The organism is Isoptericola variabilis (genome assembly GCF_050311655.1).
Classification (GTDB): domain Bacteria; phylum Actinomycetota; class Actinomycetes; order Actinomycetales; family Cellulomonadaceae; genus Isoptericola; species Isoptericola variabilis.
The window spans coordinates 165,404-189,740 of the sequence record NZ_JBNOZM010000001.1; the positions used below are offsets into that span (position 1 = coordinate 165,404).

Sequence of the window (24,337 nt, forward strand, 5' to 3'; positions counted from 1 at the left end):
CGGCCACGAATTAACCGCACCGTTCTCGCGGACCGTCAGGCCTGTTTCCGCGCCTACGATGCTGGGGTGAGCTCGCCCCAGCAGACCCCCGCCCCGCAGCCCTCGCCGTCGCCCGCCGGCGGCGCCAGCCAGGCCCAGGCCGAGGCCGCCATCCGCAAGGCCCGCGGCGCCCTGAAGCGCTACCGGTTCATGGCGATCCTCACCGGTGTGATGCTGCTGATCCTGTGCGTCGAGATGTTCTTCAAGTACGTGGTGCCGGTCGACGTCGTCGTCGACTACATGGGCTGGGTGCCGTTCGCGCACGGCTGGATCTACGTGGTCTACCTCGTCACGGTGCTCGACCTGTGGTCGAAGATGCGCTGGGGCTTCGGCCGCCTCGCGAGCATGGTGTTCGCCGGCGTCGTGCCGGTGATGTCCTTCATCCTCGAGAAGCGCGTGCACGCCGACGCCGACGCGAAGCTCGGGGCGCTCGCGGAGCGGTACGCGGCATGACGTCGCTCGCCCCCCTCGTCGCGCCCGGCCCGGAGCTCGACGCCGCGCGCCTCGCGCGGTACGCCCGGCACCTGCCGCTGCCCGGCGTCGGCCCGGAGGGGCAGCGGCGGCTCGCCGCCGCGCGCGTGCTCGTCGTGGGGGCGGGCGGCCTCGGCAGCCCGGCCCTGCAGTACCTCGCCGCGGCCGGCGTGGGCACCCTCGGCGTCGTGGACGACGACGTCGTCGACGTCTCCAACCTGCAGCGGCAGGTGGTGCACGGCACCGCCGACGTCGGCCGGCCCAAGGTCGAGTCGGCGCGCGACCGGCTCGCGGACCTCGCGCCCGACGTCGACGTCGTGGCGCACCCCGTGCGGCTCACGCCCGAGAACGTGCTGGAGATCGTCGGCGGGTACGACGTCGTGCTCGACGGGGCGGACAACTTCCCCACGCGCTACCTCGTCTCCGACGCGGCCGAGATCCTCGGCGTGCCCGTCGTGTGGGGCGCCATCCACCAGTTCGACGGGCAGGTCGCCGTGTTCTGGGGCGCGCCGCGGCTCGCGACCGGCGAGCGCGAGCGCGGCGTCACGTACCGCGACGTCTTCCCCGTGCCGCCGCCGCCCGGCACCGTGCCCGACTGCGCCACCGGAGGCGTGCTCGGCGCCCTGTGCGGCACCGTCGGCTCGGTCATGGCCACCGAGGCGGTCAAGCTCATCACCGGCGCGGGCACCACGCTGCTGGGCCGCATCGCCGTCTACGACGCGCTCGAGCTGTCGTGGCGGCAGCTCGCCGTCCGCCCCGACCCGACCCGCGAGCCCGTCGCCCAGCTGCTGGCCGACGACGCCGCGTACGCCGCGTTCTGCGGCCTGCCCGCCCCCGTGGGCGGGTCGGCCGACGCGGCCGCCGTGGCTGGGGACGCCGGCCTCGGCCCCGCCAGCATGAGCGCCGTCGACGCGGCCGCGCTCCTCGCGGGTGACGCGCCGGTCGCGCTCGTCGACGTCCGCGAGGACTGGGAGGCCCAGGCGCTGCCGGTCGCGGGCGCGCGCCTCGTGCCCAGCGGCGCGTTCTTCGGGCCCGACGGCGCGGACGTCGCTCGGGCCGAGCTGCCCGCCGACCGGCCGGTGCTGCTGGTCTGCGCCGCCGGAGCCCGCTCCGCCCGCGTGGCCGACGTCGCGCGTACCGCGGGCGTCGACGCGCGCTCCGTCGAGGGCGGTGCGCCCGCGCTGCTCCTCGCCGCGGGGTAGCGCGACTCAGAGCGCGAGGTCGAGGCGACCGTCGGGGGAGGAGCTGGCCAGCGCGCCCTCGCGGCGCGGGATGCGGCCGGCCCCGGCGGCGAGGCGCCCGGACTCGACGGCGAGGCGCATGGCGTGCGCCATGCGGACCGGGTCGGCGGCGCGCGTGACGGCGGTCGCGAGCAGCACGCCGTCGCAGCCGAGCTCCATCGCGAGGGCGGCGTCGGACGCCGTGCCCACGCCGGCGTCGAGGATCACCGGGACGCGCGCGGCGGCCGCGATCGCCTCGATGTTGCGCGGGTTGAGCACGCCCAGGCCGGTGCCGATGGGGGCGCCGAGCGGCATGACGGCGGCGCACCCGACGTCCTCGAGGCGCCGGGCCAGGATCGGGTCGTCGTTGGTGTAGGGCAGCACGACGAACCCGTCGCGGACGAGCCGGTCGGCGGCTTCGACGAGGCCGATCGGGTCGGGCAGCAGGGTGACGTCGTCCGCGATGACCTCGAGCTTCACCCAGTCGGTGCCGCACGCCTCGCGCGCGAGCCGGGCGGTGAGCACGGCCTCGGCGACCGAGAAGCAGCCCGCCGTGTTGGGCAGGGCGCGGATGCCGAGCCGCTCCAGCAGCCCCCAGATGCCGCCGTCCTCCGCGCCGGCGCCGCCCGGGCGCACCGCGACGCGGCGCATCGCCACCGTGGTGAGCCCGGTGCCCGACGCCACGAGCGCGTCCTCCAGCGTCATGAGGTTGGACGCCCCGCCCGTGCCCATGACGAGGCGCGAGCCGATCTCCGTGCCCGCGACCACCAGGGGGTCGACGAGCGGGTGGGCGTCGACGTGCGTGCTGGTCATGCTTCCTCCATGCGTGCTGGTCAGTTCTCGGTCAGCCGCCCTGGACGGCAGTGACGATCTCGACCCGGTCGCCGGGAGCGATCCGGGTATCGGCCCACAGGCCGCGAGGGACGACGGCGTCGTTCACGGCGACGGCGATGCCCTGCACCGAGCCGTCGGCGACGAACGCGGGGACGAGGGCCGCGACGACGGCCTCGACGCCGTCGCCGTGCGGCCCGTCGAGCGGGTAGGTCTCGCCGTTCACGACGGCGGTGGGGCCGGTGGGCGCAGGGGGCGCGGCGGTCATTCGACTGCTCCTTCGGTGTGGCGTGCCGGGGAGAATCGGCGCGGGTCGGCGGCGGACAGCGGCGGTACGGGGGGAGGCGCGCCCGTCAGCGCGGCGAGCACCGCGTCGGCGGTGAGCGGCGCCAGCAGCACGCCATTGCGCCCGTGCCCGACGGCGGCGAGCAGGCCCGGGACGGCGGTGGCGCCGACGAGCGGCAGGTTGTCGGGGGTGGCGGGGCGGGCGCGGGGCGTGACGTCGACCAGGGCGGCCTCGTCGATCCCGGGCACGAGCGCGCGGGCGTCGCGCAGCAGGGCGAACACGCCGCCGGCCTCGGCGCGGCGGTCGTCCGGACGCTCCTCGCTGGTGGCGCCGACCACGATCTCGCGGTGCCCGGGCCCGCCGCCCGGCCCCGCACCCGTGCCGGGGCCCCGCGGTACGACGTACACCGGCCGGCCCTGCACCGTGCCGCGCACCACGTGCTCCAGCGGGAGCCCCGGGCCGGCGTCCAGGCGCAGCGTCACGCCCTTGACCGGCCGCACCGGGACGCGCACCCCGGGGACGCCGTCGAGCAGCGCCGCCGACGTCCCGTGGCCGGTCGCGAGCACCACCGCCCCGGCGGCGTGGCGCGCGCCCGCGTCGTCGTGCACCGCGACCACCCGGCCGGCGGCGTCGCGCTCGAGGCGCACGGCCGCCCGGCGCACGACGGCGTCGCCGAGCGCCCGGGCCAGGGCCGCGTGCACGACCCGCGGGTCGACGGCGAGGTCGCCCTCGACGACGGCGGCCCCGGCCAGCCGCGGCCCGAGGTACGGCTCGCGGCGCCGCGCGTCGGTCACGGAGACCTCCGCGGACGCGAGCCCCCACTCCCGGTGCAGGGCCAGGACACGACGCAGGAGGGCGAGGTCGTCGGCGTCGTACGCCACGGCGAGCGAGCCCGCGCGCAGCAGGGGGACGTCGCAGCCGGTCGCGGCGGCGAGGTCGGCGGCGAACGACGGCCACCGGGCGGCCGACGCGAGGTTGAGGCGCGCGAGGTCCCGCTCGCCGAAGTCCGCCTCGCTGACCGCCGCGAGCATCCCCGCCGCGGCGCGGGTGGCGCCGTCGCCCGGCGACGGGTCGAGCACCGTGACGGCGAGGCCGGCGTCCGCGGCCCGCCGGGCCACGGCGAGTCCGACGATCCCGCCGCCCACGACGACGACGTCGCGGACGGACGCGCGCGCGGGAACGGATCCCGGAACGGGTGCAGAGGTGGGCATGTGCGCTCCCTTCGCTGGCATGACCCAGATCAGGTTCGACGGTCGGCTCCTACGCCCTCTCAGCCCCGAGCGGGGCTCCCGTGCGCGGCTACTGTAACCCGGGCCGTGGTTACCCTGACCGGCGTGACCACGACCCGCGCCCGCCTCGCCGACGCCCGCCTGTACCTGTGCACCGACGCCCGCGAGGACCGCGGCGACCTCGAGGACTTCCTGCACGCGGCGCTCGCGGGCGGGGTCGACGTCGTGCAGCTGCGGGACAAGACGCTCGACGTCGCGCGCGAGCTCGAGCTCCAGGAGGTCGTGGCCCGTGTCGCCGCGGAGCACGGCGCGCTCTGGGCGGTGAACGACCGGGCCGACGTCGCCCGGCTCACCGGCGCTCCCGTCGTGCACATGGGGCAGCGCGACCTGCCGGTGCCGGCGGTGCGCTCGCTGCTGGGGCCGGACCCGGTGCTGGGCCGCTCGACCCACTCCGCCGCGCAGGCGGCCGAGGCGGAGGCCGACCCGGACGTCGACTACTTCTGCGTCGGCCCCCTGTGGGCCACGCCCACCAAGCCCGGCCGCGCGGCCGTCGGCCTCGACCTGCTGCGGGAGGTCGCCGCGACCCGCCCGACCACGCCGTGGTTCGCCATCGGGGGTGTCGACGGCGAGCGTCTGGACGCCGTGCTCGACGCCGGCGCGTCGCGCGTCGTCGTCGTGCGGGCGATCACCCAGGCGGCCGACCCCGAGCGGGCCGCCCGCGAGCTGCGCGAGCGGCTGGGCTGACGGTCGGGGCGGGACAGCAGCGCGAGGTGACCTACCCCACCGCGTGACCCGGGGGACGGGCCCGAGAGCGGTACCGTCCGGCGGCTACGATGGCTCGGTGACGTCTCCCGCCACCGACACCCCCACCACCGCCGACCTGGCGCCCACGCCGCGTCCCGTCCTCGTCGTCGACTTCGGCGCCCAGTACGCGCAGCTCATCGCGCGCCGCGTGCGCGAGGCCCGCGTCTACTCCGAGATCGTGCCGCACACGTTCACCACCGAGCAGATGCTCGCCAAGAACCCGGCGGCCATCATCCTGTCGGGCGGCCCGTCGTCGGTGTACGCCACGGGCGCGCCGTTCGTCGACCCGGCCCTGTTCGAGGCAGGCGTCCCGGTGCTCGGCATCTGCTACGGATTCCAGGCGATGGCGCAGGCCCTCGGCGGCACCGTCGCGCAGACGGGCCAGCGGGAGTACGGCGGCACCGAGGTCGAGGTGTGCGAGGCGGGCGTGCTGCTGGCCGGCACCCCCGACCACCAGACCACCTGGATGAGCCACGGCGACTCCGTGCACGCCGCGCCCGACGGCTTCCAGGTGCTCGCGACGTCGTCCGGCTCGCCCGTCGCCGCGTTCGAGGACACCGGCCGCCGCCTGTACGGCGTGCAGTGGCACCCCGAGGTCAAGCACTCCGCCCACGGCCAGGCCGTGCTGGAGAAGTTCCTCTACGAGGGCGCGGGGCTCGCTCCCGACTGGACGGCCGGGAACGTCATCGCCGACCAGGTCGCCGCGATCCGCGCGCAGGTCGGCGACGCGCGCGTCATCTGCGCCCTGTCCGGCGGCGTGGACTCCGCCGTCGCCGCCGCGCTCGTGCAGCGCGCCGTCGGCGACCAGCTCACCTGCGTGCACGTCGACCACGGCCTGCTGCGCGAGGGCGAGGTCGAGCAGATCGAGCGCGACTTCGTCGCCTCCACGGGCGTGAAGCTCGTCATCCGCGACGAGAAGGAGCGGTTCCTGTCCGCCCTCGCCGGCGTGAGCGACCCGGAGACGAAGCGCAAGATCATCGGCCGCGAGTTCATCCGCGTGTTCGAGGACGCGCAGCGCGACATCGTCGCCGAGGCCGGCGAGCACGGCGAGGAGGTCAAGTTCCTCGTGCAGGGCACGCTGTACCCCGACGTCGTCGAGTCCGGCGGCGGCGAGGGCGCGGCCAACATCAAGAGCCACCACAACGTGGGCGGCCTCCCCGACGACCTGCAGTTCGAGCTGGTCGAGCCGCTGCGCACCCTGTTCAAGGACGAGGTCCGCGCGGTGGGCCGCGAGCTCGGCGTGCCGGAGGAGATCGTCTCGCGCCAGCCCTTCCCGGGCCCGGGGCTCGGCATCCGCATCGTCGGCGAGGTCACCGCCGAGCGCCTCGAGACGCTCCGCAAGGCCGACGCCATCGCGCGCGCCGAGCTCACCAAGGCCGGCCTGGACGACGAGATCTGGCAGTGCCCCGTCGTGCTGCTCGCGGACGTCCGCTCCGTCGGCGTCCAGGGCGACGGCCGTACCTACGGCCACCCGATCGTGCTGCGGCCCGTGTCCTCCGAGGACGCCATGACCGCCGACTGGACGCGCCTGCCCTACGACGTGCTGTCCGTCATCTCCACCCGCATCACCAACGAGGTGAGCGAGGTCAACCGCGTGGTGCTCGACGTGACGAGCAAGCCGCCGGGCACGATCGAGTGGGAGTGACGACCCGCGGCCCCGCCCCCCGGAAGGGGAGCGGGGCCGCGGTCGTCCCGGGTGGTGCGGTGCGGGAGCGGGTCAGGAGATCGCGAACGAGCTCGCGCGGTTGTTGAGCGAGCCGAGCTTGCTGCTGCGGTCCACCCAGCCGGTGTGGGCGCCGTTCTTCGACGCGCCGTCGAACAGCTTCACGTCGCAGTGGTTGTACGTCTTGACCGACGTGACCTTGTTCGACATCGCGCCGAGGACGGAGCCGCCCTCGTTGTCGGTGGTCTTGGCCGTACAGCCCACCTTGTACTTCGGGTTGAAGATCACGACCTGGCGGCCGGTGTATCCCGCCCCGTCCCAGAGCCGTGCCACGACGAGCCCCTTGCCGTAGGCGTAGGGCTTGCAGCCGAACGTGCCGTCGAGGACGGCGCAGTAGAGCGTGCCCGACGCCGCGGTGGCGGCGACGTCCTGCACGGTGACGGGCTTCTCGCTGGTCACCTTCTGGACCTGGACGGGGGTGGCGCCGTCGTCGGGCGCTGCCGTGGCAGCCGGGCCGGTGAGGCCCAGGGCCGCGATCGCCGCGAGCCCTCCGACCACGGCGGCGAGCCGTGCGCGGCGGGTGCGGTTGCGGGTCGTGATGGTCATCGTCGCTCCTCACGTCAGCCGGCGATCCCCTCTGTCGCCGGTCTGCGAGTGATGGAGGGTCGGCGACCGCGGGTGATACGCCGGGGCACCGATCTGGCTCGTGGCCTGCGTTCTCACCCGCGGACGAGGGCCGCCGCCCGGTCGTACGCGGCGTCGACGTCGGCGACGACGCGGGGCCACGACGTGGCGAGGTCGGCCGTGCGGTTGTGGGCGATGATCGCGTCCAGCAGGGCCGGGTCGTCGGCCAGGCGGACCAGGGCCGCGGCCATCGCCTCGTCGTCGTCGACGAGGAGGGCGTCGCGGCCGTCGACCAGGCGCTCCGCGACGCCCGACTGCGACCGGCTGACGACGGCGAGGCCCGCGGCCTGGGCCTCGAGAGCCGCGATGCCGAACGCGTCCTGCACCGCCGGGGCGACGAAGACGTCCGCCCGGATGTAGAGGCGCTTGAGCTCGGTCGGGGTGAGGCGGCCCACGAGCCGCACCGTGTCCGCCAGGCCGTGCTCCCGCACCCAGCGGCGGGCCTCGGCGAGCTGCGGTCCGTCGCCGCCGATCGTCGCGACCAGGCGTCCGGGAGCCCTCTCCACCGCCGCGGCGATCGCCTCCAGCATCGGCAGCACCCGCTTGCGGGGCGCGAACCGGGTCGCCGACACCACGTGCACCTCGTGGCCCTCGGCCCGCTCGCCCCGCTCGACGCGCGGCAGCCGCCAGGCCTCGACGTCGATGCCGTTGCCCAGCACGGACACGCGACCCGCCGCGGCGTCGGGCCCCAGACGGCGGCCGACGACGCGGCGCAGCGGTGCCGCCGTCAGCTCGCTGACGGCCGACCACTGCACCGGCCACGCCGACCACCGGGCCACCCGGTCGAGCGCGGCGAACGCGCGCTCCCAGCCGCCCCACACGCTGTGCACCGTGAGCAGCGCCGGCAGCCCCAGGCGGGTCACCGGGCGGAGCGCCAGCTCGACCGTGGGGGCGAGGACGCCCATGTGCAGGTGCACGGCGTCGGGCCGGCGCCCGTCCGCCTCGAGCTCCCGCAGCCGGGCCAGCACGTGCGCCGTCGAGCGCGGGTGGACCGGGTAGCCGCCCGGCACGCGGGCCGCGACACGGTGCACCACGACGCCGTCGTCGTCGGGCCGGGTGCTGACGCCGTGCTCGCCGGGCGCGCCCGGCGTCGTGGTGATCACCTCGACCTCGTGCCCGGCCTCCGCCTGCCGGCGCGCGAGCCGGGCCACCTGGGTTTCGATGCCGCCGAGCAGCGGGAGGTAGGAGTCGGAGACGTGGACGATGCGCACCGGGTCATCCTGCCATCGGGACCGGCGCGACCACCTGCGGATTCGCCGCGCCGGGGACGGGTGGGGGCGCTACCGTGCGAGGAGCGGTACCTCCGGCGCATGCGCCACGGCACACACCTGAGGAGAGGTGCGACATGTCGAGCACTGTCACCGTCCATCCGACCAAGGGCGTCCGCGGGATCGGGCTGATCACCGTCATCGCGGGCATCGTCATGATCGTGCTCGGCGTGGGGGTCTGGGTGGTCGTCTCCCAGACTCTCTCCGCCGAGGAGATCACCGTCTCCGACGACGCCAACATGTTCGCGGGCCAGCACGTCGCCGGCCCGTTCACCGCGTACGCGCAGGCAGAGGTGATCGACAAGCACGCCACCGAGATGGCGGACGGGAAGACGTACGCGCAGCTCGACCAGGACGACCCGGTCCGCGACAGCGTGATGGACGCGTCGTTCCTGCGTGCGTCGCTGTTCACGTCGGTGGTGGCGTTCGGCGTCTGCGCCCTGGTCATCGGGCTCGGCATCGTCTTCATCCTGCTCGGGAGCGCGCTACGCAAGCTGGCCGGCGGGCCGCAGGTGGTGATCGACTCGCCCTCGCTGACGTCCGAGGGTGGGCTGTCGCACGCCGCGCACCGCGCCGACCCGGTCGAGCCCGACCGGCCCGGCGCCCCGACGACGCCCGCCCCGCCGCCCGAGCGGCCGAGCACGCGCACGGCCCCCGAGGCGCCGTCCACCGGGACCTCGACGCCCCCCGCGACGTCTCCCACGCCGCCTCCGTCGTCACCGCCCGCGTCCCCCTCGACGCCGCCGGAGAACCCGCCGGCGGCTCCGCCGGCCGGGGGCGGCGGTTCGCCGACGGCCTGAGGCAGGCTCCCTGACACGACGACGCGGCGGCGACCCGAGAGGGTCACCGCCGCGTCGTCGTTCACGTCAGCGGGCGGTCGTGCGGCGCCGGCGGCGCACCGCGCTGACGACGGAGCCGATCACCAGCAGCGCGCCCGCCGCGGCGAGCAGCACGATGGCGGCCAGCTCGACGTCGATGTGCGCGCCCGCGGCGTTGGCCAGCAGGCCCGCGCCGAAGGCCACGACGAGGAAACCCCACACGATGGTGCTGGCCCGCGGGCCGGGGCTGGCCGGCCGCTCGTCCGGGGTCGCGGCCACGGGGGCGGCGGGCGTCGCCCCGGCCGGTGCCGACGCGGCAGGCGCGGACGTGACCGGCTGCTCGGGCGTCGCGGGCTCGGTCGCCGTGGGGCCGTAGCCCGGGGACGGCGGCTCCGGCACGGAGCTCTCGGGCGGCGCGGACGTGTGCTCCGCGGGCGCGGGTTCCGCGGGCCGCTCCGGCTGGTCGAAGATCGACAGCGGGTCGTCCGGCCCCGCCACCGGGAAGGCGCGGGTGTCGCCCGTGGGGAAGGCCTGCGTCTCACCGGCCGCCGGGAGCGCCTGGGTCTCGTCGGCCGCGGGGAGGGCCTGCGTCTCGTCCGGGGCCGGCAGGGCCTGGGTCTCGTCGGCCGCGGGCAGCGCCTGCGTCTCGTCCGCCTCCGGGCCGGGCGTGGTGGGCTTGTCGTCGCTCATCGGGACTCCTCGATGGTCAGGTCGCCGGCGCGCACGTCGACGTCGAGCAGCAGGCGTGCGCCGTCGCCCTCGCGCACCTCGTCGGTGCGGAAGCGGGCGGGCCCGTTCGTGTACGTGTTGACGGAGCTGTCCTGCCCGTCGGCGCGCCAGGTGGCGTTGCCCGCGATGACCTGCACCTCCGCCTCGACCGCCTCGTCGGCGGGGATCCGCACGACGGTGCTCCCGGCGGTCATGGAGATCGGCACGACGACGGGGTCGCCGGGCGTCACGTCGGCGAGGTCGAGCGACGTGAGGTCGACGACGGCGCTGCCGAAGCGGACGTGCACGCCGTCCTCGGCCTCGTCGACGGTGGTCGGGGTGAGGGTGCCGTCGCTGATGACCGCGGCGGCGCCGTTCAGCTGCGGGGTGTCGTCCCAGAAGTCCCACGAGTCGCGGCTCCCGGCGAACGGCCAGGTGACGACCCCGGCGATCAGCGCGAGGATCGCGAGGAACGTCAGGGTGCCGCCGCGGCGACCGCGCAGGCCGGTCACGACCAGCCCGAGCCCGAGGACGACGATCGACGCGCCCAGCCACGTGGGGCCCCAGGGGACCCCGAGGTCGCCCACGCGGTCGGCGACGAGCAGGAGGGCGCCGCCCAGCAGCACGAGACCGAGCACGATGCCGACCGTGGCGGCGCCGGGACCGCGGCGCACGGGGCGCGGCGGGCTCGGCGGACGCGGTGCGGCGACCGGGGCCGCCGGGGGAGCGGCCGGAGCGGGGGCGGAGGCCCACGCGCCGGACGTCGCTGCGGGGGCCGCGGGGGCCGTGGCCCAGGAGCCGGACGGGCTCGCGGGATCCGCCGGCGGCTGCGGCGCCGGGGAGGTGAGGTACGGCGCCGGGGGCGCGGGGGTGAAGGAGCTCGTGGACGAGGGGCCGCCGGCGGCGGGGCCGTCCGTGGCGCCCGGTGCGGGCGCCGCGGGGTACGGAGGAGCCGCGGGGTACGGCGGCGCGGGAGGCGCGCCGGGGCCGCGGCTGGGCGGCCGACGGTCGCGGATCAGCTTGACGACCAGCCAGACGATGCCCACCCAGACGGCCACCCACAGGAGCCCGGCGACCCAGTCGAAGAACCGGCCGCCGCCCCAGGACCAGAACCCGTCGCCCCACGCGAAGCCGACGATGAGCGCGACGACCGCCCCGAGGAGCGCGACGTCGAAGTCGCCCCGGAACGCCTGCTGCAGGTGGATGCGGCCGTCCCGCTCCGGGAGCAGCGCCCACGCGATCGCGTAGATGACGATGCCGGCGCCGGTGAGGAAGAAGCTGAGGATCAGCAGGCCGCGCACCAGCAGCGGGTCCAGGCCGAAGCGCTCGGCGACGCCCCCCGCGACACCGCCGACCCACCGGTTGTCGGACCGGGTGACGCCCATGCGGCGGATCGAGTCGAAGAAGCCGTCGCCGCTGCGGCGCGGAGGGGTGCCGCCCGCGGGGGCGGTGCCGGGTCCGGGCTGGGGCCCGGGCGGCTGGGGGAGGTCGTCGGTGCTCATGGCTCCATCCTGGCGATCGGGGAGCCTTCGCGGCATCGGGTGCTGCCCTGACACGACCCTGATTCGGGGTGCCGGGCCACCCTGAAACCTCGGGATCCCGGGCCCGGGGGCAGCCCCGACGTGCCAGGATCGGGAGCATGACCACCGAGCGACCCCCGCGCCTGCCGCTGCGCCGGCCCCCGCAGGGGCGGGTGCTGGGCGGCGTCGCCGCGGGCCTCGCCGCGCACCTGCGCCTGCCGGTGCTGCTCGTGCGGGTCGCCTTCCTGCTCTTCGCCCTCGCGGGCGGCGCGGGCCTGGTGGTGTACGTCTTCTGGTGGGTGACCGTGCCGTCCGGCGACCCGAGGCTCGCCGCGGACACGACCCCGACGTCGCTGCAACGGCTCGCGCCCCGGTTGCGCCTGCGCGGTCCGGTCTCGGCGCTGCCGGTGCGCGACGTCCTCATCGGCGCGGCCCTCATCGCGGGCGCGTTCGTCCTGGTCGCGATCCGCGCGGGCTGGGACATCGGCGCGTCGTGGGTGCTGCCGGCGCTCGTCGCCGTCGGCGGCCTGGCGCTCGCGTGGAGCCAGCTCGACGCCGCGCACCGCGGCCGCGCGGCGGACGGCGGCCAGACCCGGCGCTCGACCCTCGTGCTGCGGCTGGTGGGCGGCGTCGTGCTCGTCATGGTGGGGGTGCTGCTGCTCATCGGCCAGGACGCCCCCGTGCCCGTGCTGGTCCAGGCGGCCGTGGCGTCGCTCGCGGTGCTCGCGGGCGCGGCGCTCATGCTGGCCCCCTGGTGGCTGCGGCTGGTGCGCGAGCTGGGCGACGAGCGCGCCGCCCGCGCCCGCGAGGCCGAGCGCGCCGACATCGCCGCGCACCTGCACGACTCCGTGCTGCAGACCCTCGCCCTCATCCGCTCGCGAGCCGACGACCCGGAGGCGGTGGCCCGCATGGCCCGCGCCCAGGAGCGCGAACTGCGCGAGTGGCTGTACACGGACCGCACGGCCCCGGGCACGTCGCTCGCGGCCGAGCTCCGCGCCCTCGTGGCGGAGGTCGAGGACGGCCGGGCCGTCGAGGTCGAGTCGGTCATGGTGGGCGACTGCGTGCCGACCGAGGAGACCTCCGCCCTGCTGCAGGCATCCCGTGAGGCGCTGGTGAACGCCGTCGTGCACGGCCGGCCGCCGGTGACGGTCTACCTCGAGGTGACGGACGCCGCCGTGGAGGTCTTCGTCCGCGACCGCGGCGACGGGTTCGAGATGGACGACATCGCGCCCGACCGGTTCGGGGTGCGAGAGTCGATCCTGGGCCGCGTGCACCGGCGCGGCGGCACCGCCGACGTCACCAGCCGCCCCGGCTGGGGCACCGAGGTGCGGCTGCGGATGCCGCGCGACGGTTCCGCCGGGCCGGCGACGGCGCCCGCCGTCGACACGCCCACCGACGAGGACGAACCCAGCACGACCGCCGACGAAGGAGCCCGCACGTGACCACCCCCACCGACGCGACGCCGCAGCCGACCGGGCCGGTCCCCGTCGTGCTCGTCGACGACCACCACATGTTCCGCACCGGCGTGCGCGCCAGCCTCGACGGCCGGGTGCAGGTGGTGGGCGAGGCGGCGGACGTCGACCAGGCCGTCGCCGTCGTGCACGAGCACCGCCCGCCCGTCGTGCTGCTCGACGTGCACCTGCCGGGCGGCAACGGTGGCGGTGGGGCCGAGGTCGTCCGCCGGTGCGCCGACCTGCTCGGCGAGACGAGGTTCCTCGCCCTCTCGGTGTCGGACGCGGCCGAGGACGTGGTGGCCGTCATCCGCGCTGGGGCGCGCGGCTACGTCACGAAGAACATCTCGGCGTCGGACCTCTCGGGCGCCGTGGTCCGTGTCGCCGGCGGGGACGCGGTCTTCTCGCCGCGGCTCGCGGGATTCGTGCTGGACGCGTTCGGCACCGCCGCGGGCGACGTCGCCGTCGCCGACGACGAGCTGGACCGCCTGTCCAAGCGCGAGCAGGAGGTCATGCGCCTCATCGCGCGCGGCTACTCCTACCGCGAGGTGGCGAGCGAGCTGTTCATCTCCATCAAGACGGTCGAGACCCACGTGTCCGCCGTGCTGCGCAAGCTGCAGCTCTCCAGCCGCTACGAGCTCACGCGGTGGGCCGCGGCGCGCCGGCTGCTGTGACCGGGTCGGCGCGCCCAGCGGTGCGGTAGCGCTCGACGACGACGTCCACCAGCCCGTCCGGCGCGTCCTCGTGGGCGACCAGGAGCGGGGCGGTCGTGACGTCGCCGCCGGCCCGCGCGGCGAGGTCGGCGAAGAACCCCGGCGCGAGCAGGTAGGACGCGACCACGACGCGGTGCCCGGGACGCCCGGCGCGGGCGGTGGCGACCACCTCGTGGACGCGCGGGGTGGCGTTCGCGATGTACCCGACGGCGACCGGGCGGCCCAGGCGCTCGGCGAGGCGGGCGGCCGTGGTCTCACAGTCGGCGACGGCGCGCGCGTCGCTGGACCCGGCGGCGGCCAGGACGACGGTGTCGTCGTCGCGCAGGCCGGCCTCGGCGAGGCGCTGCCCGAGCACGTCGACCAGGCGGTCGTCGGGTCCGAGCGCCCCGCCGAGCGTGACGTCGTCGCCGCCCGCGACGGCGGCGTCGACGTCCTCGCGCAGGTCGACGTGCACGTGGTAGCCCGCCGACAGCAGCAGGGGCACGACGACCGTCGGCGCGTCGAGGTCGCGCAGCCCGGTCAGGCAGGTCGGCACGTCGGGCTGCTGCACGTCGACGAAGCCGGCGTGCACCGGGACGTCGGGCAGGCGGGCGGCCACCGCCTCGACGAGGGTCGCGACGGCGCCCGCACCGGTGGCGGACGCCGTCCCGTGCGAGACGGCCAGCAGCGCGGGAACGGTCATGCCCGCGACCCTAGGACGCACGTCGACCGGGGCCGTTTCGCCCGCGTGAACGGCCGTCACGACGTCCTCACCACCGCAGCGGCGACCGTGTGAGCGGAGCTGTGCGCGGCCGCGGGCCCCGTCCACGCGGGGCTGCGCCGCACGACGTCGCCCACGACGGTCACGGCGGGCGCCCGCACCCCGACGGCGCGCGCCCGGTCGGCGATGTCGGCGAGCGTGCCGACGGTGGTGCGCTGGCGGGCGCCGAACCCGTCCTCCACGACGGCGACGGGCGTCTCGGCCGGGCGGCCTGCGGCGACGAGCGCGCGGGCGGTGTCCGCCAACCGGGTGACGCCCATGAGCAGGACGAGCGTGTGGTCGGTGCCGCCGGGCACCTGCCCGACGTCGTCGTGCCCGGTGAGCACGCTGAACCCGCGGGCGACGCCCCGGTGCGTGACCGGGATGCCGGCCGCCGCCGGCACGGAGACGGCGGACGTCACGCCGGGCACGACCTCGACCTCGATCCCGGCGGCCCGGCAGGCGTCGAGCTCCTCGCCGCCGCGACCGAAGACGTACGGGTCGCCGCCCTTGAGGCGCACCACGTCCCGCCCGGCGAGCGCGTGCCGCACCAGCAGCGCGGTGATCTCGTCCTGCGGCACGGGGTGGTGCCCGGACGTCTTGCCGACGTCGACCACCTCGACGTCGTCGTCCAGGCCGGCCAGCAGGGACCGCGGCGCCAGCCGGTCGACGACGACGACGTGCGCCTCGGCGAGCAGGCGTCGGCCGCGCACCGTGATGAGGCCCGCGTCCCCGGGGCCGCCGCCCACGAGCGCCACGCGCCCGACGCGCGGCAGGCCACCGGAGAGGTCGCCCTCGTCGGGGGTCGCGGGGCGCACCGCGCGCAGCGGCAGGCTGCCGTCGTCCAGCCCGGCCACGACGGCGTCGCGCACGCGCACGGCACGGCGCGGGTCGCGCCCGGCGGTGACGGCGACGGCGAGGTCGCCCGCGGGCCGCCCGGCGGCGTCGGTCACCGGGGTGCGGGCCACGGCGGGAACCCACGCCGAGCCGAGCCCGGCGTCGCCCGCGGTGACGCAGAACGTCCGCAGCAGCTCGGCGTCGCCGGCCACGCGGGCGTCCACGTCGGGGTCGCCGGTCGCGGTGTGCACCAGCCACGCCCCGTCGAGGTCTCCGTCGCAGTAGCCGCGGGTGATCCGCTCGATCGCGCCCGCGGACACGAGCGCGGCGAGCTCCGGCACCACGTCGGGCGCGATCACGCGCACCCGGGCCCCGGCGGCGAGCAGGCCGCGCACGCGGCGCAGCGCCACGGGGCCGCCGCCCACGACGATCACGAGGCGGCCGGCGACCCGCAGGCCCAGCGGGTACGTGTCGTGGGGCACTGCGGGCCGCTGGGGCCGGGGCCCGTGCGAGGGCGTCCTGTTCCGGCTCATACGTGCAGCCCGCACTCGTCCTTGTCGCGGCCGGCCCAGCGCCCGGCGCGGGCGTCCTGCCCGGCCTCGACCCGCTGGGTGCAGGGCTCGCAGCCCACGGACGGGTACCCGTCGCTGAGCAGGGGGTTCACCACCACGCCGTGCGTGCGGGCGTACTCCTGGACCTCCTCGTCGGTCCAGGCCGCGAGGGGGTTGATCTTCACGACGCCGTCGCGCTCGTCGAAGGAGACCAGGGGCGCGTTCGCGCGGGCCGCGGTCTCGCCGCGGCGGACGCCGGTCGCCCAGGCCTCGTAGCCCTGCAGGGCCTGCCGCATGGGAGCCACCTTACGCATGGCGCAGCAGGCCTCGGGGTCCCGGTCGTGCAGGCGCGGGCCGTGCGCGGCGTCCTGCTCGGCGACGGTGAGCTCCGGGCGCACGTCGACGACGTCCACGTCCATCTCGATCTCGACGGCGCCGCGCGTGCCGAGCGTCTCCGCGAAGTGGTACCCGGTGTCGCCGAACAGCACGTCGACGAACGGGAGCTGGCGCGAGACGAGGTGCGCCAGCACGAGGTCCTGCATGGACGACGCGACCGCGAGGTACGGGCCGAACTCGCGCACCGCCCAGGCGACGACCTCCTCGGCCGTGGCCTCCGGGCGGTCGCGGTCGGCGTGCAGCTGCGCCTGGCCCCGCTCGACGACGAGACGCAGCTCGTCGGTCGAGCGCCGGTGCCGGGACGCGCGGGCACGCTGCCGCGCCGCCCGGGAGTCCTCGCGCGCCGCCGCCCGGGCCCGCACCTCGGCGAGCCGGCCCCCGCCGGCCGGGGAAGCGAGCAGGGTGACCGGGGAGGAGACCTCGACGGCGGTCACCGCAAGGCCTCCTCGTCGGCCCGGTGCGCCCACTGCGCGAACGTCTCGCCGCCGTCGTGCTCGGCGTCGTACCGCCGCACGACGCGCTCGACGTACTCGCCGACCTCCGACGCCGGCACCTTGAGGCCGCGGACCGTGCGGCCCAGCTCGCCGGCGTCGCGCCCCGCGCCGACCAGGCCGCCGCCCAGGTGCACCTGGAAGCCTGGCATCTGCTCGCCGTCGACCGTGATGATCTGGCCCTTGAGCCCGATGTCGGCGGTCTGGATGCGGGCGCACGAGTTGGGGCAGCCGTTGACGTTGAGCTCGATGGGCCGGTCCAGGCGGGCGGTGACGTCGCCGAGCCGGTCCTCGAGCTCGCCGATCACGCGGGCCGCGGTGTCCTTGGTGTCGACGATGGCGAGCTTGCAGAACTCGATGCCCGTGCAGGCGATGGTCGAGCGGCGGAACAGGCTCGGGCGAGCGGTGAGTCCCAGGGGCTCTAGGCCGTCCAGCAGCTCGTCGACGCGGTCGCCGGGAACGCCCAGGATCACGACCTTCTGGTGCGCGGTGAGCCGGGCGGAGTCCGCGCCGACCCGCTCGATGAGGTCGGCCAGCCCGGTGAGCGTGTTGCCCCCGACCCGCCCGACGACGGGCGCCGCGCCCACGTAGAAGCGGCCGTCCTTCTGCTCGTGCACGCCGACGTGGTCGCCCGGGCGCGTGGCCGGCGCCGGGGCAGGGCCGTCGGGCAGCGCGTAGCCGAGGTACTCGGTCTCCAGCACCTCGCGGAACTTCTCGGTGCCCCAGTCCGCCAGCAGGAACTTCAGGCGGGCCTTGTTGCGCAGCCGCCGGTAGCCGTAGTCGCGGAAGATGCGGATGACGCCGTGCCAGACGTCGGGCGCCTGGTCCTCGGTGACGAAGACGCCCAGCCGCTCGCCGAGTCGCGGCGTCGTGGACAGCGCGCCGCCCACCCACAGGTCGTAGCCGGGGCCGAGCTCCGGGTGGACGACGCCGACCAGCGAGATGTCGTTGATCTCGTGCACCACGTCGAGGCTCGGGTGGCCCGTGATCGCCGTCTTGAACTTGCGCGGGAGGTTCGCGAGCTCCGGGTCGCCGATGTAGCGGCGCTTGATCTCGAGGATCACCGGCGTCGGGTCGATGATCTCGTCGGCCGCGATGCCCGCGACCGGGCTGCCGAGGAACCCGCGCGGGGAGTCGCCGCACGCCGTCGTGGTCTCGAGTCCCACCGTGTCCAGCCGGCGCCAGATCTCCGGCATGCTCTCGATCTCGATCCAGTGGTACTGGATGTTCTGCCGGTCGGTGATGTCGGCCGAGCCCCGGGCGAAGTCCGCCGAGATGCCGCCCAGCACCCGCAACGCCTCGGGTGCGAGGGCCTGGCCGTCCGAGCGGACGCGGAGCATGAAGTACCGGTCCTCGAGCTCGTGCGGCTCGAGCGTCGCGGTGCGCCCGCCGTCGATCCCGGGCTTGCGCTGCGTGTACAGGCCCCACCAGCGGAACCGGCCGTGCAGGTCGTCGTCGGCGATCGAGTCGAACCCCTCGCGGGCGTAGATCTCCTCGATGCGCTCGCGGACCCCGAGCGGCGCCGCCTCCTGCTTGAAGACCTCGTTGTGGTTGAGGGGCTCGGTGCCGTCCACCTTCCACTGCCCGTTCGGGCGCGCGGCGCGCGGCGGGCGGACTCGGGCGGGGGTGTTCTCGCTGGTCGGGGCGGGTGCGGTGGTCTGCGTCGTCATCTGGGGGAGTTCCTCGGGTCCTCGGGGGCGGGACGCGCGACGACGAGCGACTCAGCAGGGGTGGGCCGAGGACCGACGGCGCGCGCCGGTGCTCAGGAGCCGCATGGCGGCGGGGCTGAGGTAGGGCGCGATCAGCGACAGCAGCACAGACAGCTGCGCATGCTGCGACGCACGCACGCCGGCATCTCGTGACGGTTCGTCACGAGGAGGCGGTGCGCGGCCGTGGTCATGGGCACGACCGTAACGGCACGGGGTCGTGTCGCGCGAGACGGGGTCCACATGCTGGGACCACATCGTGGGACGACGCGGGAGCGGCTTGCGGAGGTCGATCCGGGTGTGATGTGTGACCGGTTGCGGACACCGGCGTCAGATCCCGCTGCGGGCGCGGCTAGGCTGCCCGCATGGAGTTCCTCTACCACGTCTTCGTCGCGCTCCACTTCGTGGGCTGGGCGATCGTCCTCGGTGGCTACATCGCGTCGATCAAGAGCCCCGGCCTCTACCGCGGGGTCTTCCACGGCGCCCTGACCGCGCTCGTCGCGGGCGTCCTCATGGTCGGCGTCGCCGAGATGTCGGACCTCTGGGCCGACGGCGGCCCGAGCATGGCCAAGATCGGCGTCAAGCTCGTGATCGCGCTGATCATCGCGGTGCTCGCGTTCGTCGCCAAGCGCCAGGGCTCGAAGGGTGACAACGGCACGGGTGCCGTGGCCCCCGGCCTCAAGCACTCGATCGGCGCCCTGACGCTGGTCAACATCCTGGTCGCCGTCTTCTGGTGACTCTCCAGGAGCCCTCGGGGCGGGCGCGATGAGCGTCCTGGGGGAGGTGCTGGTCGGGCTGGCGATCGCCGTCGGCCTGGTCGGCATCGTCGTGCAGGTGCTCCCCGGCAACGTGCTCGTGCTGGGGAGCATCCTCGTGTGGGCGTGGGTCACCGGCGGCACGACGGCGTGGGTGTGCTTCGCCGTCGCGGCCGTGGCGGTCGTGGCCGCCGAGACGGGCCAGTGGCTGCTCGCCGGTCGTCACATGCGCCGGGCCGACGTGCCGTGGGGCACGCTCGCGATCGCCGGCCTCGCCGGGATCGTCGGGTTCTTCGTCGTCCCCGTCGTGGGGCTCTTCCTCTTCTTCGCGGGGGCCGTCTTCCTGGTGGAGCTGGCCCGGCGCCGTGACGCCGCCGTCGCGTGGACGGCCACGCGCGCGGCGCTCAAGGCCACCCTCATCACCATCGGCGTGCAGCTCGCCGGCGGCGTCGTCGCCACCCTCGTGTGGGTGGTCGGGCTGGTCGTGACCTGACCGGGCGTCAGCAGTGCGACCCGGGGCGGCAGAAGTCTCCGCGCCCGAGGCGGTGCGGCGTCGGGTCCCCGGCATCGTGCGGGGCCTCCGCCGCGGGCGGGTCCGCCACGACGCGGTCGACGGCGGTGAGTGCGCCGGCCGCGGCCGCGGCGCCCAGCAGCAGCGCGAGGAGGGTCCTGCCGGCCTGCGCCCCGCGCACCCTCGGTGAGGTCGTGACTGGCGCGGGGGACAGGCCAGGAGGGCCGTCGTCGGCCCAGATCTCGAACACCACCGGAGCTCCCACGGCAGCCTCCTGGATGTTCGGGTCCAGGCCGAGTCTCGCCGGGCGCGTGGCGCTCCTGCATCAGGTGTTGTCCTTGCCCGTGGCTTCGGTGCCCGGCGGGCTCGGTGCGGGGGACATCCGCGCGCCGAGCTCGGCACGCGACCTGATGCCCAGCTTCGCGTAAGCGCGGGCGAGGTGCGCCTCGACCGTCTTCGGGCTCATCGTCAGCGCGTACGCGACGTCACGGTTCGTCAGGCCGCGGGCCGCGAGCGCGCAGACGCGCTCCTCCATGGCCGTCAGGGCGGTGCCGCTGCGGGGGCCCGACGACCGGTCGGCCTCGTCCTGCGCGACCCTGCGCCACAGGACGCAGCCCACGGCGTCGAGCTCCGCCACCGCGCGGCGGGCCGCGGCCACGGCGGCCGCTCGACGCCGCGCGTGGCGCTCGAGGCGCGCGAGAGACACGAGCGCGCGTCCCCGCTCGTAGCCCAGGTCGGGGGCGGCGAAGCAGGACAGCGCGCGCTCGAGGTGGTGGCGCGCGGACGCGACGTCCGCGTCCGCGGCCGCGACGGCTGACCGGCCGCGTGCCAGCACGCCGCGCAGCCATGCCTCGCCGGAGTGTGCGGCGACCGGCTCGTACCGGTCGAGGACGGCTGCGGCCTCCCCGGTCTCGCCGGCCGTGACGAGCGCCTCGACGAGGTCCGGCAGGTGGCGCGCGAAGCCCGGGTGGCGGTACCCCGCGCCGGCCAGGAGCCGCTCGAGCGGCCGCAGCAGCGTCACGACCGACGGCGCGTCGCCCGCCGCGAGCAGGACGGACGCGAGTGCCGCGGCCGGCAGCGCGGCCACGTGCGCCGCACCGAGCGCCCCGAAGCGCGCGACGGTCCGTCGCGCCGTCGCCGCTGCCTCGTCCGTCCGGCCCGCCCACGCGAGCAGGTGCGCCTCCGCGGTGCGGCTCATGAGGTCGAGGACCGGGCCCTCGGTACGGCCGGCGCGCTCGTCGAGCCGTTCCGCGGCCTCGGCCGCGGTCGTCAGCTCACCGAGGAGGATCGCGGCGCGCACGGTGGAGAACTGCACGAACCAGAGGTCGGTCTCCTGGCCGCGGTCGACGCAGCGGCGTTCCGCCCCGGCCAGAAGCGGCAGGGCCTCGCCCGGCCGGCCGCTGAAGAGCAGCGCCGACGCGACGTTCACGGTCGGCCAGCGGATCGCCGGGCTGACCCGGTCGGCGCTCTCCAGCGCCAGCGCGCGGCGCGCGATGCGGTCGTGGTAGCCGAGGCCCGCGAGCTGGTCGATCACGACGCGAGCGCCGAGCAGCTCGGCCAGCGCGCCGTCGTCCATCGGAGGGCCGGCCGGCGAGGGAGCGGGGTCGACCTCGGGAAGCTCCGCGCGGGCGGCCTCGAGCCGGCCGGAGTTGAGGAGGCAGGTCGCCAGGTCGCCGAAGACGGAGACGTGCAGGCCGGGGTCGCCCCCGGCCAGCGGGAGGGCGGCCTGGAGCGCAGACACCGCTCCCTCGATGTCGCCGAGCCGGAACCGGGCCTGCCCGACCGTGGCGAGCGCGCCCGCCCGCTCCAGCGGGGACGTGAGCGCGGGCAGCGCCTCGGCCGCGAGCTCGAGCGCGCGGCCGTAGGCGTCCGTGCCGAGCCGGTCCTGCGCGGCCCGCAGCAGCCGCTGCGGCGACCGCGCGCCCAGCCCGAGGGTCAGCTCGCCCAGCTCTGCTGCGACGGACGTCGCGCCGCGGCGCCGGGCGGCGTCGGCCGCGGCGTCGAGCGCATCGAGGGCCGCCGGCTCCGGTCCGGCCGCGGCGTACGCGAGATGGCGGGCCCGGGCCTCGTCGTCGGCCGCGCCGCCGGCGAGGTCGGCCAGCTGCCGGTGCCGCTCCCTCCGGCGGCCGGGTGGGGCGGCGTCGAGGACCCCGAGCGCGAACAGCGGGTGCGCGAAACGGAGCCGCCCGTCGGCGACCCGCGCGACCCCCGCGTCCTCGGCCGCCGCCACGGCCTCCACGTCCCCGTGGACCGCGGCCAGCGCGTCGAGCCGCGCGTCCGCCAGGCACGCCGCCGTGAGCAAGAGGTCGCGGGTGGCGTGGGGGAGAGTCGTCAGCCGCTCGGCGACGAGCGCCCGCAGGCTCGCGGGCAGGCCGTCCGGGGTGCCACGCGAGCCCCAGTGCTCCGCGAGCTGGACCGCGAAGAGCGGGTTGCCGTCCGCGGCCTCGACCAGGCGTTCCATCGTCGTCGCGGCGAGGGGGCGCCCTGCGACGTCGCGGGCGACCGCGGCCACGTCGGCCGGCGCGAGCGGCGCGAGCGGGAGGTGGGTGAGGGTGCGCGGGTCGGCCGGCTCGATCACGGCGACAGGGACGTCGTCGCCGCCCGCCGGGGCGTCGGAGGTGCGGGCGCTCGTGAGGATGGCGAGCCGGCCGGGTGTCCGGCGGCACGCCGACGCGATCGCCTGCCGGCTCGACGGGTCGAGCCACTGCAGGTCGTCGACGGCGAGCAGCACGGGCCCGCGCGCCGCGGCGTCGCGCAGCAGCGTGCCCGCGGCCGCGGCGACGAGCTGCGGGCCGCCGCCCGGCCCGGAGGGCTCGACGCCGAGGGCCGCCCGGAGCGCACGCTGCTGCGGCAGCGGCAGGGTGACGACCGCGTCGGACAGCGGGTCGAGGACCTCCCGCAGGCCCGAGTACTCGAGCCGCACCTCGGCGGGCACCGGACGGCTGGCGAGCACGAGCACGCCTCGCTCGCGGGCCCGGTCCAGGGCGGCGAGCCACACCGTCGTCTTGCCGATGCCCGGAGGTCCGCTCAGCGCCAGGGCCGCGGGCCCTACTTCCGCCGCGCCGAGCAGATCGTCGACGGCGACGAGCGCCTCGGACCTCCCCACGACCCGCGGGGTGCCCACGAGGCGACTATCCCATCGGCGGTGCCCGACGTGCCGTGGCCCGGGAGCGATTCACCCCGGGATCACCCGCGCCGGCCGGGGTTCAGGCGGTGCCTCGCGGGGCGTACATGATCACCGCGACGCCGACGAGGCAGATCAGGGCGCCCGCGACGTCCCACCGGTCGGGCCGGAACCTGTCGACGGCCATGCCCCAGACGAGCGACCCGGCCACGAAGACCCCGCCGTACGCGGCGAGGATGCGGCCGAAGCTGGCGTCCGGCTGCAGGCTCGCGAAGAACCCGTACACGCCGAGCGCGAGGACCCCCGCGCCGATCCAGACCCAGCCGCGGTGCTCGCGCACCCCCTGCCACACCAGCCAGGCGCCGCCGATCTCGAAGAGGGCGGCGGCGAGGAAGAGCACGATCGAGCGCAGCACGGTCATGCGCAGGAGTCTCGCGCGCCCGACGGCGCCGCGGCGATCCCGCGGCGGTCAGCCGGCCGGGATCTGGGTGGCGTCCTCGGTGGCGTAGAGCGTGTTGCCGTCGGGGTCCCGGAACGAGAACATCGGCGGCGCCGACCCCCACAGCAGGAGCTCGTCGACGTCGGCCCCGGCCTCGGTCAGGGCCGCGTGCGCGGCGCGGGCGTCGGGCGTGACGAGCCGGATCCCCGTGTCGACGCCGGCGCGCGACTCCTCGCCCGCCCGCACCAGGGCGAGCGACGTCGCGGCGCCCGGAGCGGCGACGTCCACCCACCGGAACCCCGGCTGGAGCTCGGCGTCGAAGCGGACCTCGAGCCCCAGCGGCCCGGTGTAGAAGGCGAGCGCGGTGTCCTGGTCCCGGACCGGCACGGCGACGGTGTGGACCCCGGTGAATCGTGCTGCTGTCACGGTGGTTCCTCCTCGGTCGATGACCCGCGCAGGTCGCGCGGGTGCGGCAGGGGTGGGACCGGACGCGGCGCCGGATCTCATCGGCGCGCGGCATAGGGTGTCGGCGGCAGGCACGGCACGAGGGGGACCCATGACGACGCAGGCGGCACGACAGGACGATCGGTGGACGGTGCGTGTCGCGACGCTCGACGAGCTGGACGCGCGCACGGCGTACGAGGCCTGGCGGCTGCGGCAGGACGTGTTCGTCGTCGAGCAGGAGTGCGCGTACCCCGACCTGGACGGCCGCGACGCCGAGCCCACGGCGCGCCACGTCGTCCTGCTCGACGGCGGGTCCGGCGGCCGCGTGGTCGCGACGGCCCGGGTGCTCGACGACGGCGACGTACAGCGCATCGGCCGCGTCGTGTGCCACCCGGACGTGCGCGGCACGGGGGCGTCGGGCGTGCTCATGCGTGCGGCGCTGGAGGTCGCCACCGCCACCGCCCCGGAGGCCGACGTCGTGCTCGGCGCGCAGTCGCCGCTGACCGGCTTCTACGGGCGGTTCGGCTTCGCCCCGGACGGGCCCGAGTACCTCGAGGACGACATCCCGCACACGCCGATGCGCCTGCGCCGCTGACCGGTCACCGCCCGCGGAGCGGCCCGCACCGGGATGTCGGCCGC

The 24,337-nt window shown here is 76.3% G+C and carries 25 protein-coding genes and 1 riboswitch; of the genes, 10 read left to right on the plus strand and 15 right to left on the minus strand.

The annotated features are described in order from the left end of the window. Nucleotides 1-66: 66 nt before the first annotated feature. Together ACQP60_RS00870 and ACQP60_RS00875 are read left to right on the plus strand one after the other, a co-directional pair. A complete protein-coding gene (locus ACQP60_RS00870) occupies nucleotides 67-492 on the plus strand; it encodes a DUF3817 domain-containing protein (RefSeq protein ID WP_429727934.1) in 426 nt (141 codons plus the stop codon). Further along, complete coding sequence (locus ACQP60_RS00875) at nucleotides 489-1,712, plus strand: ThiF family adenylyltransferase (protein WP_429727936.1); 1,224 nt, start codon at nucleotides 489-491, stop codon at nucleotides 1,710-1,712. Before ACQP60_RS00870 ends, ACQP60_RS00875 begins: the two co-directional genes overlap by 4 nt. Before the next feature lie 6 nt (nucleotides 1,713-1,718). Here ACQP60_RS00875 and ACQP60_RS00880 read toward each other — a convergent pair whose 3' ends face one another. The 3 genes from ACQP60_RS00880 to thiO all read right to left on the minus strand — a co-directional run bounded on the left by ACQP60_RS00880 (nucleotide 1,719) and on the right by thiO (nucleotide 4,058). Next, complete coding sequence (locus ACQP60_RS00880) at nucleotides 1,719-2,543, minus strand: thiazole synthase (RefSeq protein ID WP_429727937.1); 825 nt, start codon at nucleotides 2,541-2,543, stop codon at nucleotides 1,719-1,721. Nucleotides 2,544-2,574: 31 nt separating this feature from the next. Next, nucleotides 2,575-2,829 carry a sulfur carrier protein ThiS gene (thiS, locus tag ACQP60_RS00885; protein ID WP_429727938.1) on the minus strand — a complete coding sequence of 85 codons (255 nt, stop codon included), beginning with the start codon at nucleotides 2,827-2,829 and terminating at the stop codon, nucleotides 2,575-2,577. Continuing rightward, nucleotides 2,826-4,058 (minus strand): glycine oxidase ThiO, encoded by a 1,233-nt coding sequence (gene thiO, locus ACQP60_RS00890; RefSeq protein ID WP_429727939.1) that lies wholly within the window; start codon nucleotides 4,056-4,058, stop codon nucleotides 2,826-2,828. Before thiO ends, thiS begins: the two co-directional genes overlap by 4 nt. Then, a riboswitch (TPP riboswitch) is annotated at nucleotides 4,048-4,150 on the minus strand. It overlaps the preceding gene by 11 nt. A 22-nt stretch (nucleotides 4,151-4,172) precedes the next feature. Between thiO and thiE the strand changes: the two genes are divergently transcribed. Continuing rightward, nucleotides 4,173-4,820, plus strand: a complete 648-nt coding sequence (thiE, locus tag ACQP60_RS00895) for a thiamine phosphate synthase (RefSeq protein WP_429728763.1) — start codon at nucleotides 4,173-4,175, stop codon at nucleotides 4,818-4,820. Nucleotides 4,821-4,917: 97 nt separating this feature from the next. Next, the gene (gene guaA / locus ACQP60_RS00900; RefSeq protein WP_429727940.1) at nucleotides 4,918-6,525 is read left to right on the plus strand and encodes a glutamine-hydrolyzing GMP synthase; all 1,608 of its coding nucleotides are present in this window, start codon (nucleotides 4,918-4,920) and stop codon (nucleotides 6,523-6,525) included. A gap of 72 nt (nucleotides 6,526-6,597) precedes the next feature. Here the strand turns inward: guaA and ACQP60_RS00905 are convergent, their stop codons facing one another. Further along, entirely contained in the window at nucleotides 6,598-7,149 is a 552-nt protein-coding gene (locus ACQP60_RS00905; protein WP_429727941.1) for a hypothetical protein, read from the minus strand. Between the two features lie 113 nt (nucleotides 7,150-7,262). Next, nucleotides 7,263-8,438, minus strand: coding sequence for a glycosyltransferase family 4 protein (locus ACQP60_RS00910; RefSeq protein ID WP_429727942.1), 1,176 nt, complete (start codon nucleotides 8,436-8,438; stop codon nucleotides 7,263-7,265). Between the two features lie 134 nt (nucleotides 8,439-8,572). Here ACQP60_RS00910 and ACQP60_RS00915 point away from each other — a divergent pair, with 134 nt between their 5' ends. Next, nucleotides 8,573-9,295: a hypothetical protein gene (locus tag ACQP60_RS00915; RefSeq protein ID WP_429727943.1), complete on the plus strand. Its 723-nt coding sequence runs from the start codon at nucleotides 8,573-8,575 to the stop codon at nucleotides 9,293-9,295. A gap of 66 nt (nucleotides 9,296-9,361) precedes the next feature. Here the strand turns inward: ACQP60_RS00915 and ACQP60_RS00920 are convergent, their stop codons facing one another. Together ACQP60_RS00920 and ACQP60_RS00925 are read right to left on the minus strand one after the other, a co-directional pair. Then, nucleotides 9,362-10,003 carry a hypothetical protein gene (locus ACQP60_RS00920; protein WP_429727945.1) on the minus strand — a complete coding sequence of 214 codons (642 nt, stop codon included), beginning with the start codon at nucleotides 10,001-10,003 and terminating at the stop codon, nucleotides 9,362-9,364. Then, nucleotides 10,000-11,523: a PspC domain-containing protein gene (locus ACQP60_RS00925; protein WP_429727946.1), complete on the minus strand. Its 1,524-nt coding sequence runs from the start codon at nucleotides 11,521-11,523 to the stop codon at nucleotides 10,000-10,002. Before ACQP60_RS00925 ends, ACQP60_RS00920 begins: the two co-directional genes overlap by 4 nt. A gap of 137 nt (nucleotides 11,524-11,660) precedes the next feature. On the opposite strand from ACQP60_RS00925, the gene ACQP60_RS00930 reads away from it, so the two are divergent. Next, the gene (locus tag ACQP60_RS00930; protein WP_429727947.1) at nucleotides 11,661-12,983 is read left to right on the plus strand and encodes an ATP-binding protein; all 1,323 of its coding nucleotides are present in this window, start codon (nucleotides 11,661-11,663) and stop codon (nucleotides 12,981-12,983) included. A gap of 68 nt (nucleotides 12,984-13,051) precedes the next feature. Further along, nucleotides 13,052-13,666: a LuxR C-terminal-related transcriptional regulator gene (locus ACQP60_RS00935; RefSeq protein WP_429728764.1), complete on the plus strand. Its 615-nt coding sequence runs from the start codon at nucleotides 13,052-13,054 to the stop codon at nucleotides 13,664-13,666. Here the strand turns inward: ACQP60_RS00935 and ACQP60_RS00940 are convergent. The 4 genes from ACQP60_RS00940 to ACQP60_RS00955 are packed head-to-tail and all read right to left on the minus strand — an operon-like array spanning nucleotide 13,632 to nucleotide 18,389. Next, nucleotides 13,632-14,387 (minus strand): sirohydrochlorin chelatase, encoded by a 756-nt coding sequence (locus ACQP60_RS00940; protein ID WP_429727948.1) that lies wholly within the window; start codon nucleotides 14,385-14,387, stop codon nucleotides 13,632-13,634. The genes ACQP60_RS00935 and ACQP60_RS00940 overlap by 35 nt on opposite strands. A gap of 56 nt (nucleotides 14,388-14,443) precedes the next feature. Beyond that, nucleotides 14,444-15,763 (minus strand): uroporphyrinogen-III C-methyltransferase, encoded by a 1,320-nt coding sequence (gene cobA / locus ACQP60_RS00945; protein WP_429727949.1) that lies wholly within the window; start codon nucleotides 15,761-15,763, stop codon nucleotides 14,444-14,446. A gap of 47 nt (nucleotides 15,764-15,810) precedes the next feature. Further along, a complete protein-coding gene (locus ACQP60_RS00950; protein WP_429727950.1) occupies nucleotides 15,811-16,662 on the minus strand; it encodes a phosphoadenylyl-sulfate reductase in 852 nt (283 codons plus the stop codon). Then, complete coding sequence (locus ACQP60_RS00955) at nucleotides 16,659-18,389, minus strand: nitrite/sulfite reductase (protein ID WP_429727951.1); 1,731 nt, start codon at nucleotides 18,387-18,389, stop codon at nucleotides 16,659-16,661. Before ACQP60_RS00955 ends, ACQP60_RS00950 begins: the two co-directional genes overlap by 4 nt. Before the next feature lie 401 nt (nucleotides 18,390-18,790). Between ACQP60_RS00955 and ACQP60_RS00960 the strand changes: the two genes are divergently transcribed. Beyond that, the gene (locus ACQP60_RS00960) at nucleotides 18,791-19,162 is read left to right on the plus strand and encodes a hypothetical protein (protein ID WP_429727952.1); all 372 of its coding nucleotides are present in this window, start codon (nucleotides 18,791-18,793) and stop codon (nucleotides 19,160-19,162) included. A gap of 28 nt (nucleotides 19,163-19,190) precedes the next feature. Continuing rightward, entirely contained in the window at nucleotides 19,191-19,673 is a 483-nt protein-coding gene (locus ACQP60_RS00965) for a DUF456 domain-containing protein (RefSeq protein ID WP_429727953.1), read from the plus strand. Nucleotides 19,674-19,680: 7 nt separating this feature from the next. On the opposite strand, the gene ACQP60_RS00970 is transcribed toward ACQP60_RS00965, so the two are convergent. The 4 genes from ACQP60_RS00970 to ACQP60_RS00985 all read right to left on the minus strand — a co-directional run bounded on the left by ACQP60_RS00970 (nucleotide 19,681) and on the right by ACQP60_RS00985 (nucleotide 23,680). Beyond that, nucleotides 19,681-19,956 carry a hypothetical protein gene (locus ACQP60_RS00970; protein ID WP_429727954.1) on the minus strand — a complete coding sequence of 92 codons (276 nt, stop codon included), beginning with the start codon at nucleotides 19,954-19,956 and terminating at the stop codon, nucleotides 19,681-19,683. A 60-nt stretch (nucleotides 19,957-20,016) separates the two neighbouring features. Continuing rightward, nucleotides 20,017-22,815: an AAA family ATPase gene (locus tag ACQP60_RS00975; RefSeq protein WP_429727955.1), complete on the minus strand. Its 2,799-nt coding sequence runs from the start codon at nucleotides 22,813-22,815 to the stop codon at nucleotides 20,017-20,019. Between the two features lie 82 nt (nucleotides 22,816-22,897). Then, nucleotides 22,898-23,236, minus strand: coding sequence for a YnfA family protein (locus ACQP60_RS00980; protein ID WP_429727956.1), 339 nt, complete (start codon nucleotides 23,234-23,236; stop codon nucleotides 22,898-22,900). 48 nt (nucleotides 23,237-23,284) lie between these two features. Next, on the minus strand, nucleotides 23,285-23,680 hold the full coding sequence (locus tag ACQP60_RS00985) for a VOC family protein (RefSeq protein WP_429727957.1): 396 nt from the start codon (nucleotides 23,678-23,680) through the stop codon (nucleotides 23,285-23,287). Between the two features lie 130 nt (nucleotides 23,681-23,810). Here ACQP60_RS00985 and ACQP60_RS00990 point away from each other — a divergent pair, with 130 nt between their 5' ends. Further along, nucleotides 23,811-24,293, plus strand: a complete 483-nt coding sequence (locus tag ACQP60_RS00990; RefSeq protein ID WP_429727958.1) for a GNAT family N-acetyltransferase — start codon at nucleotides 23,811-23,813, stop codon at nucleotides 24,291-24,293. Nucleotides 24,294-24,337: the final 44 nt, after the last annotated feature.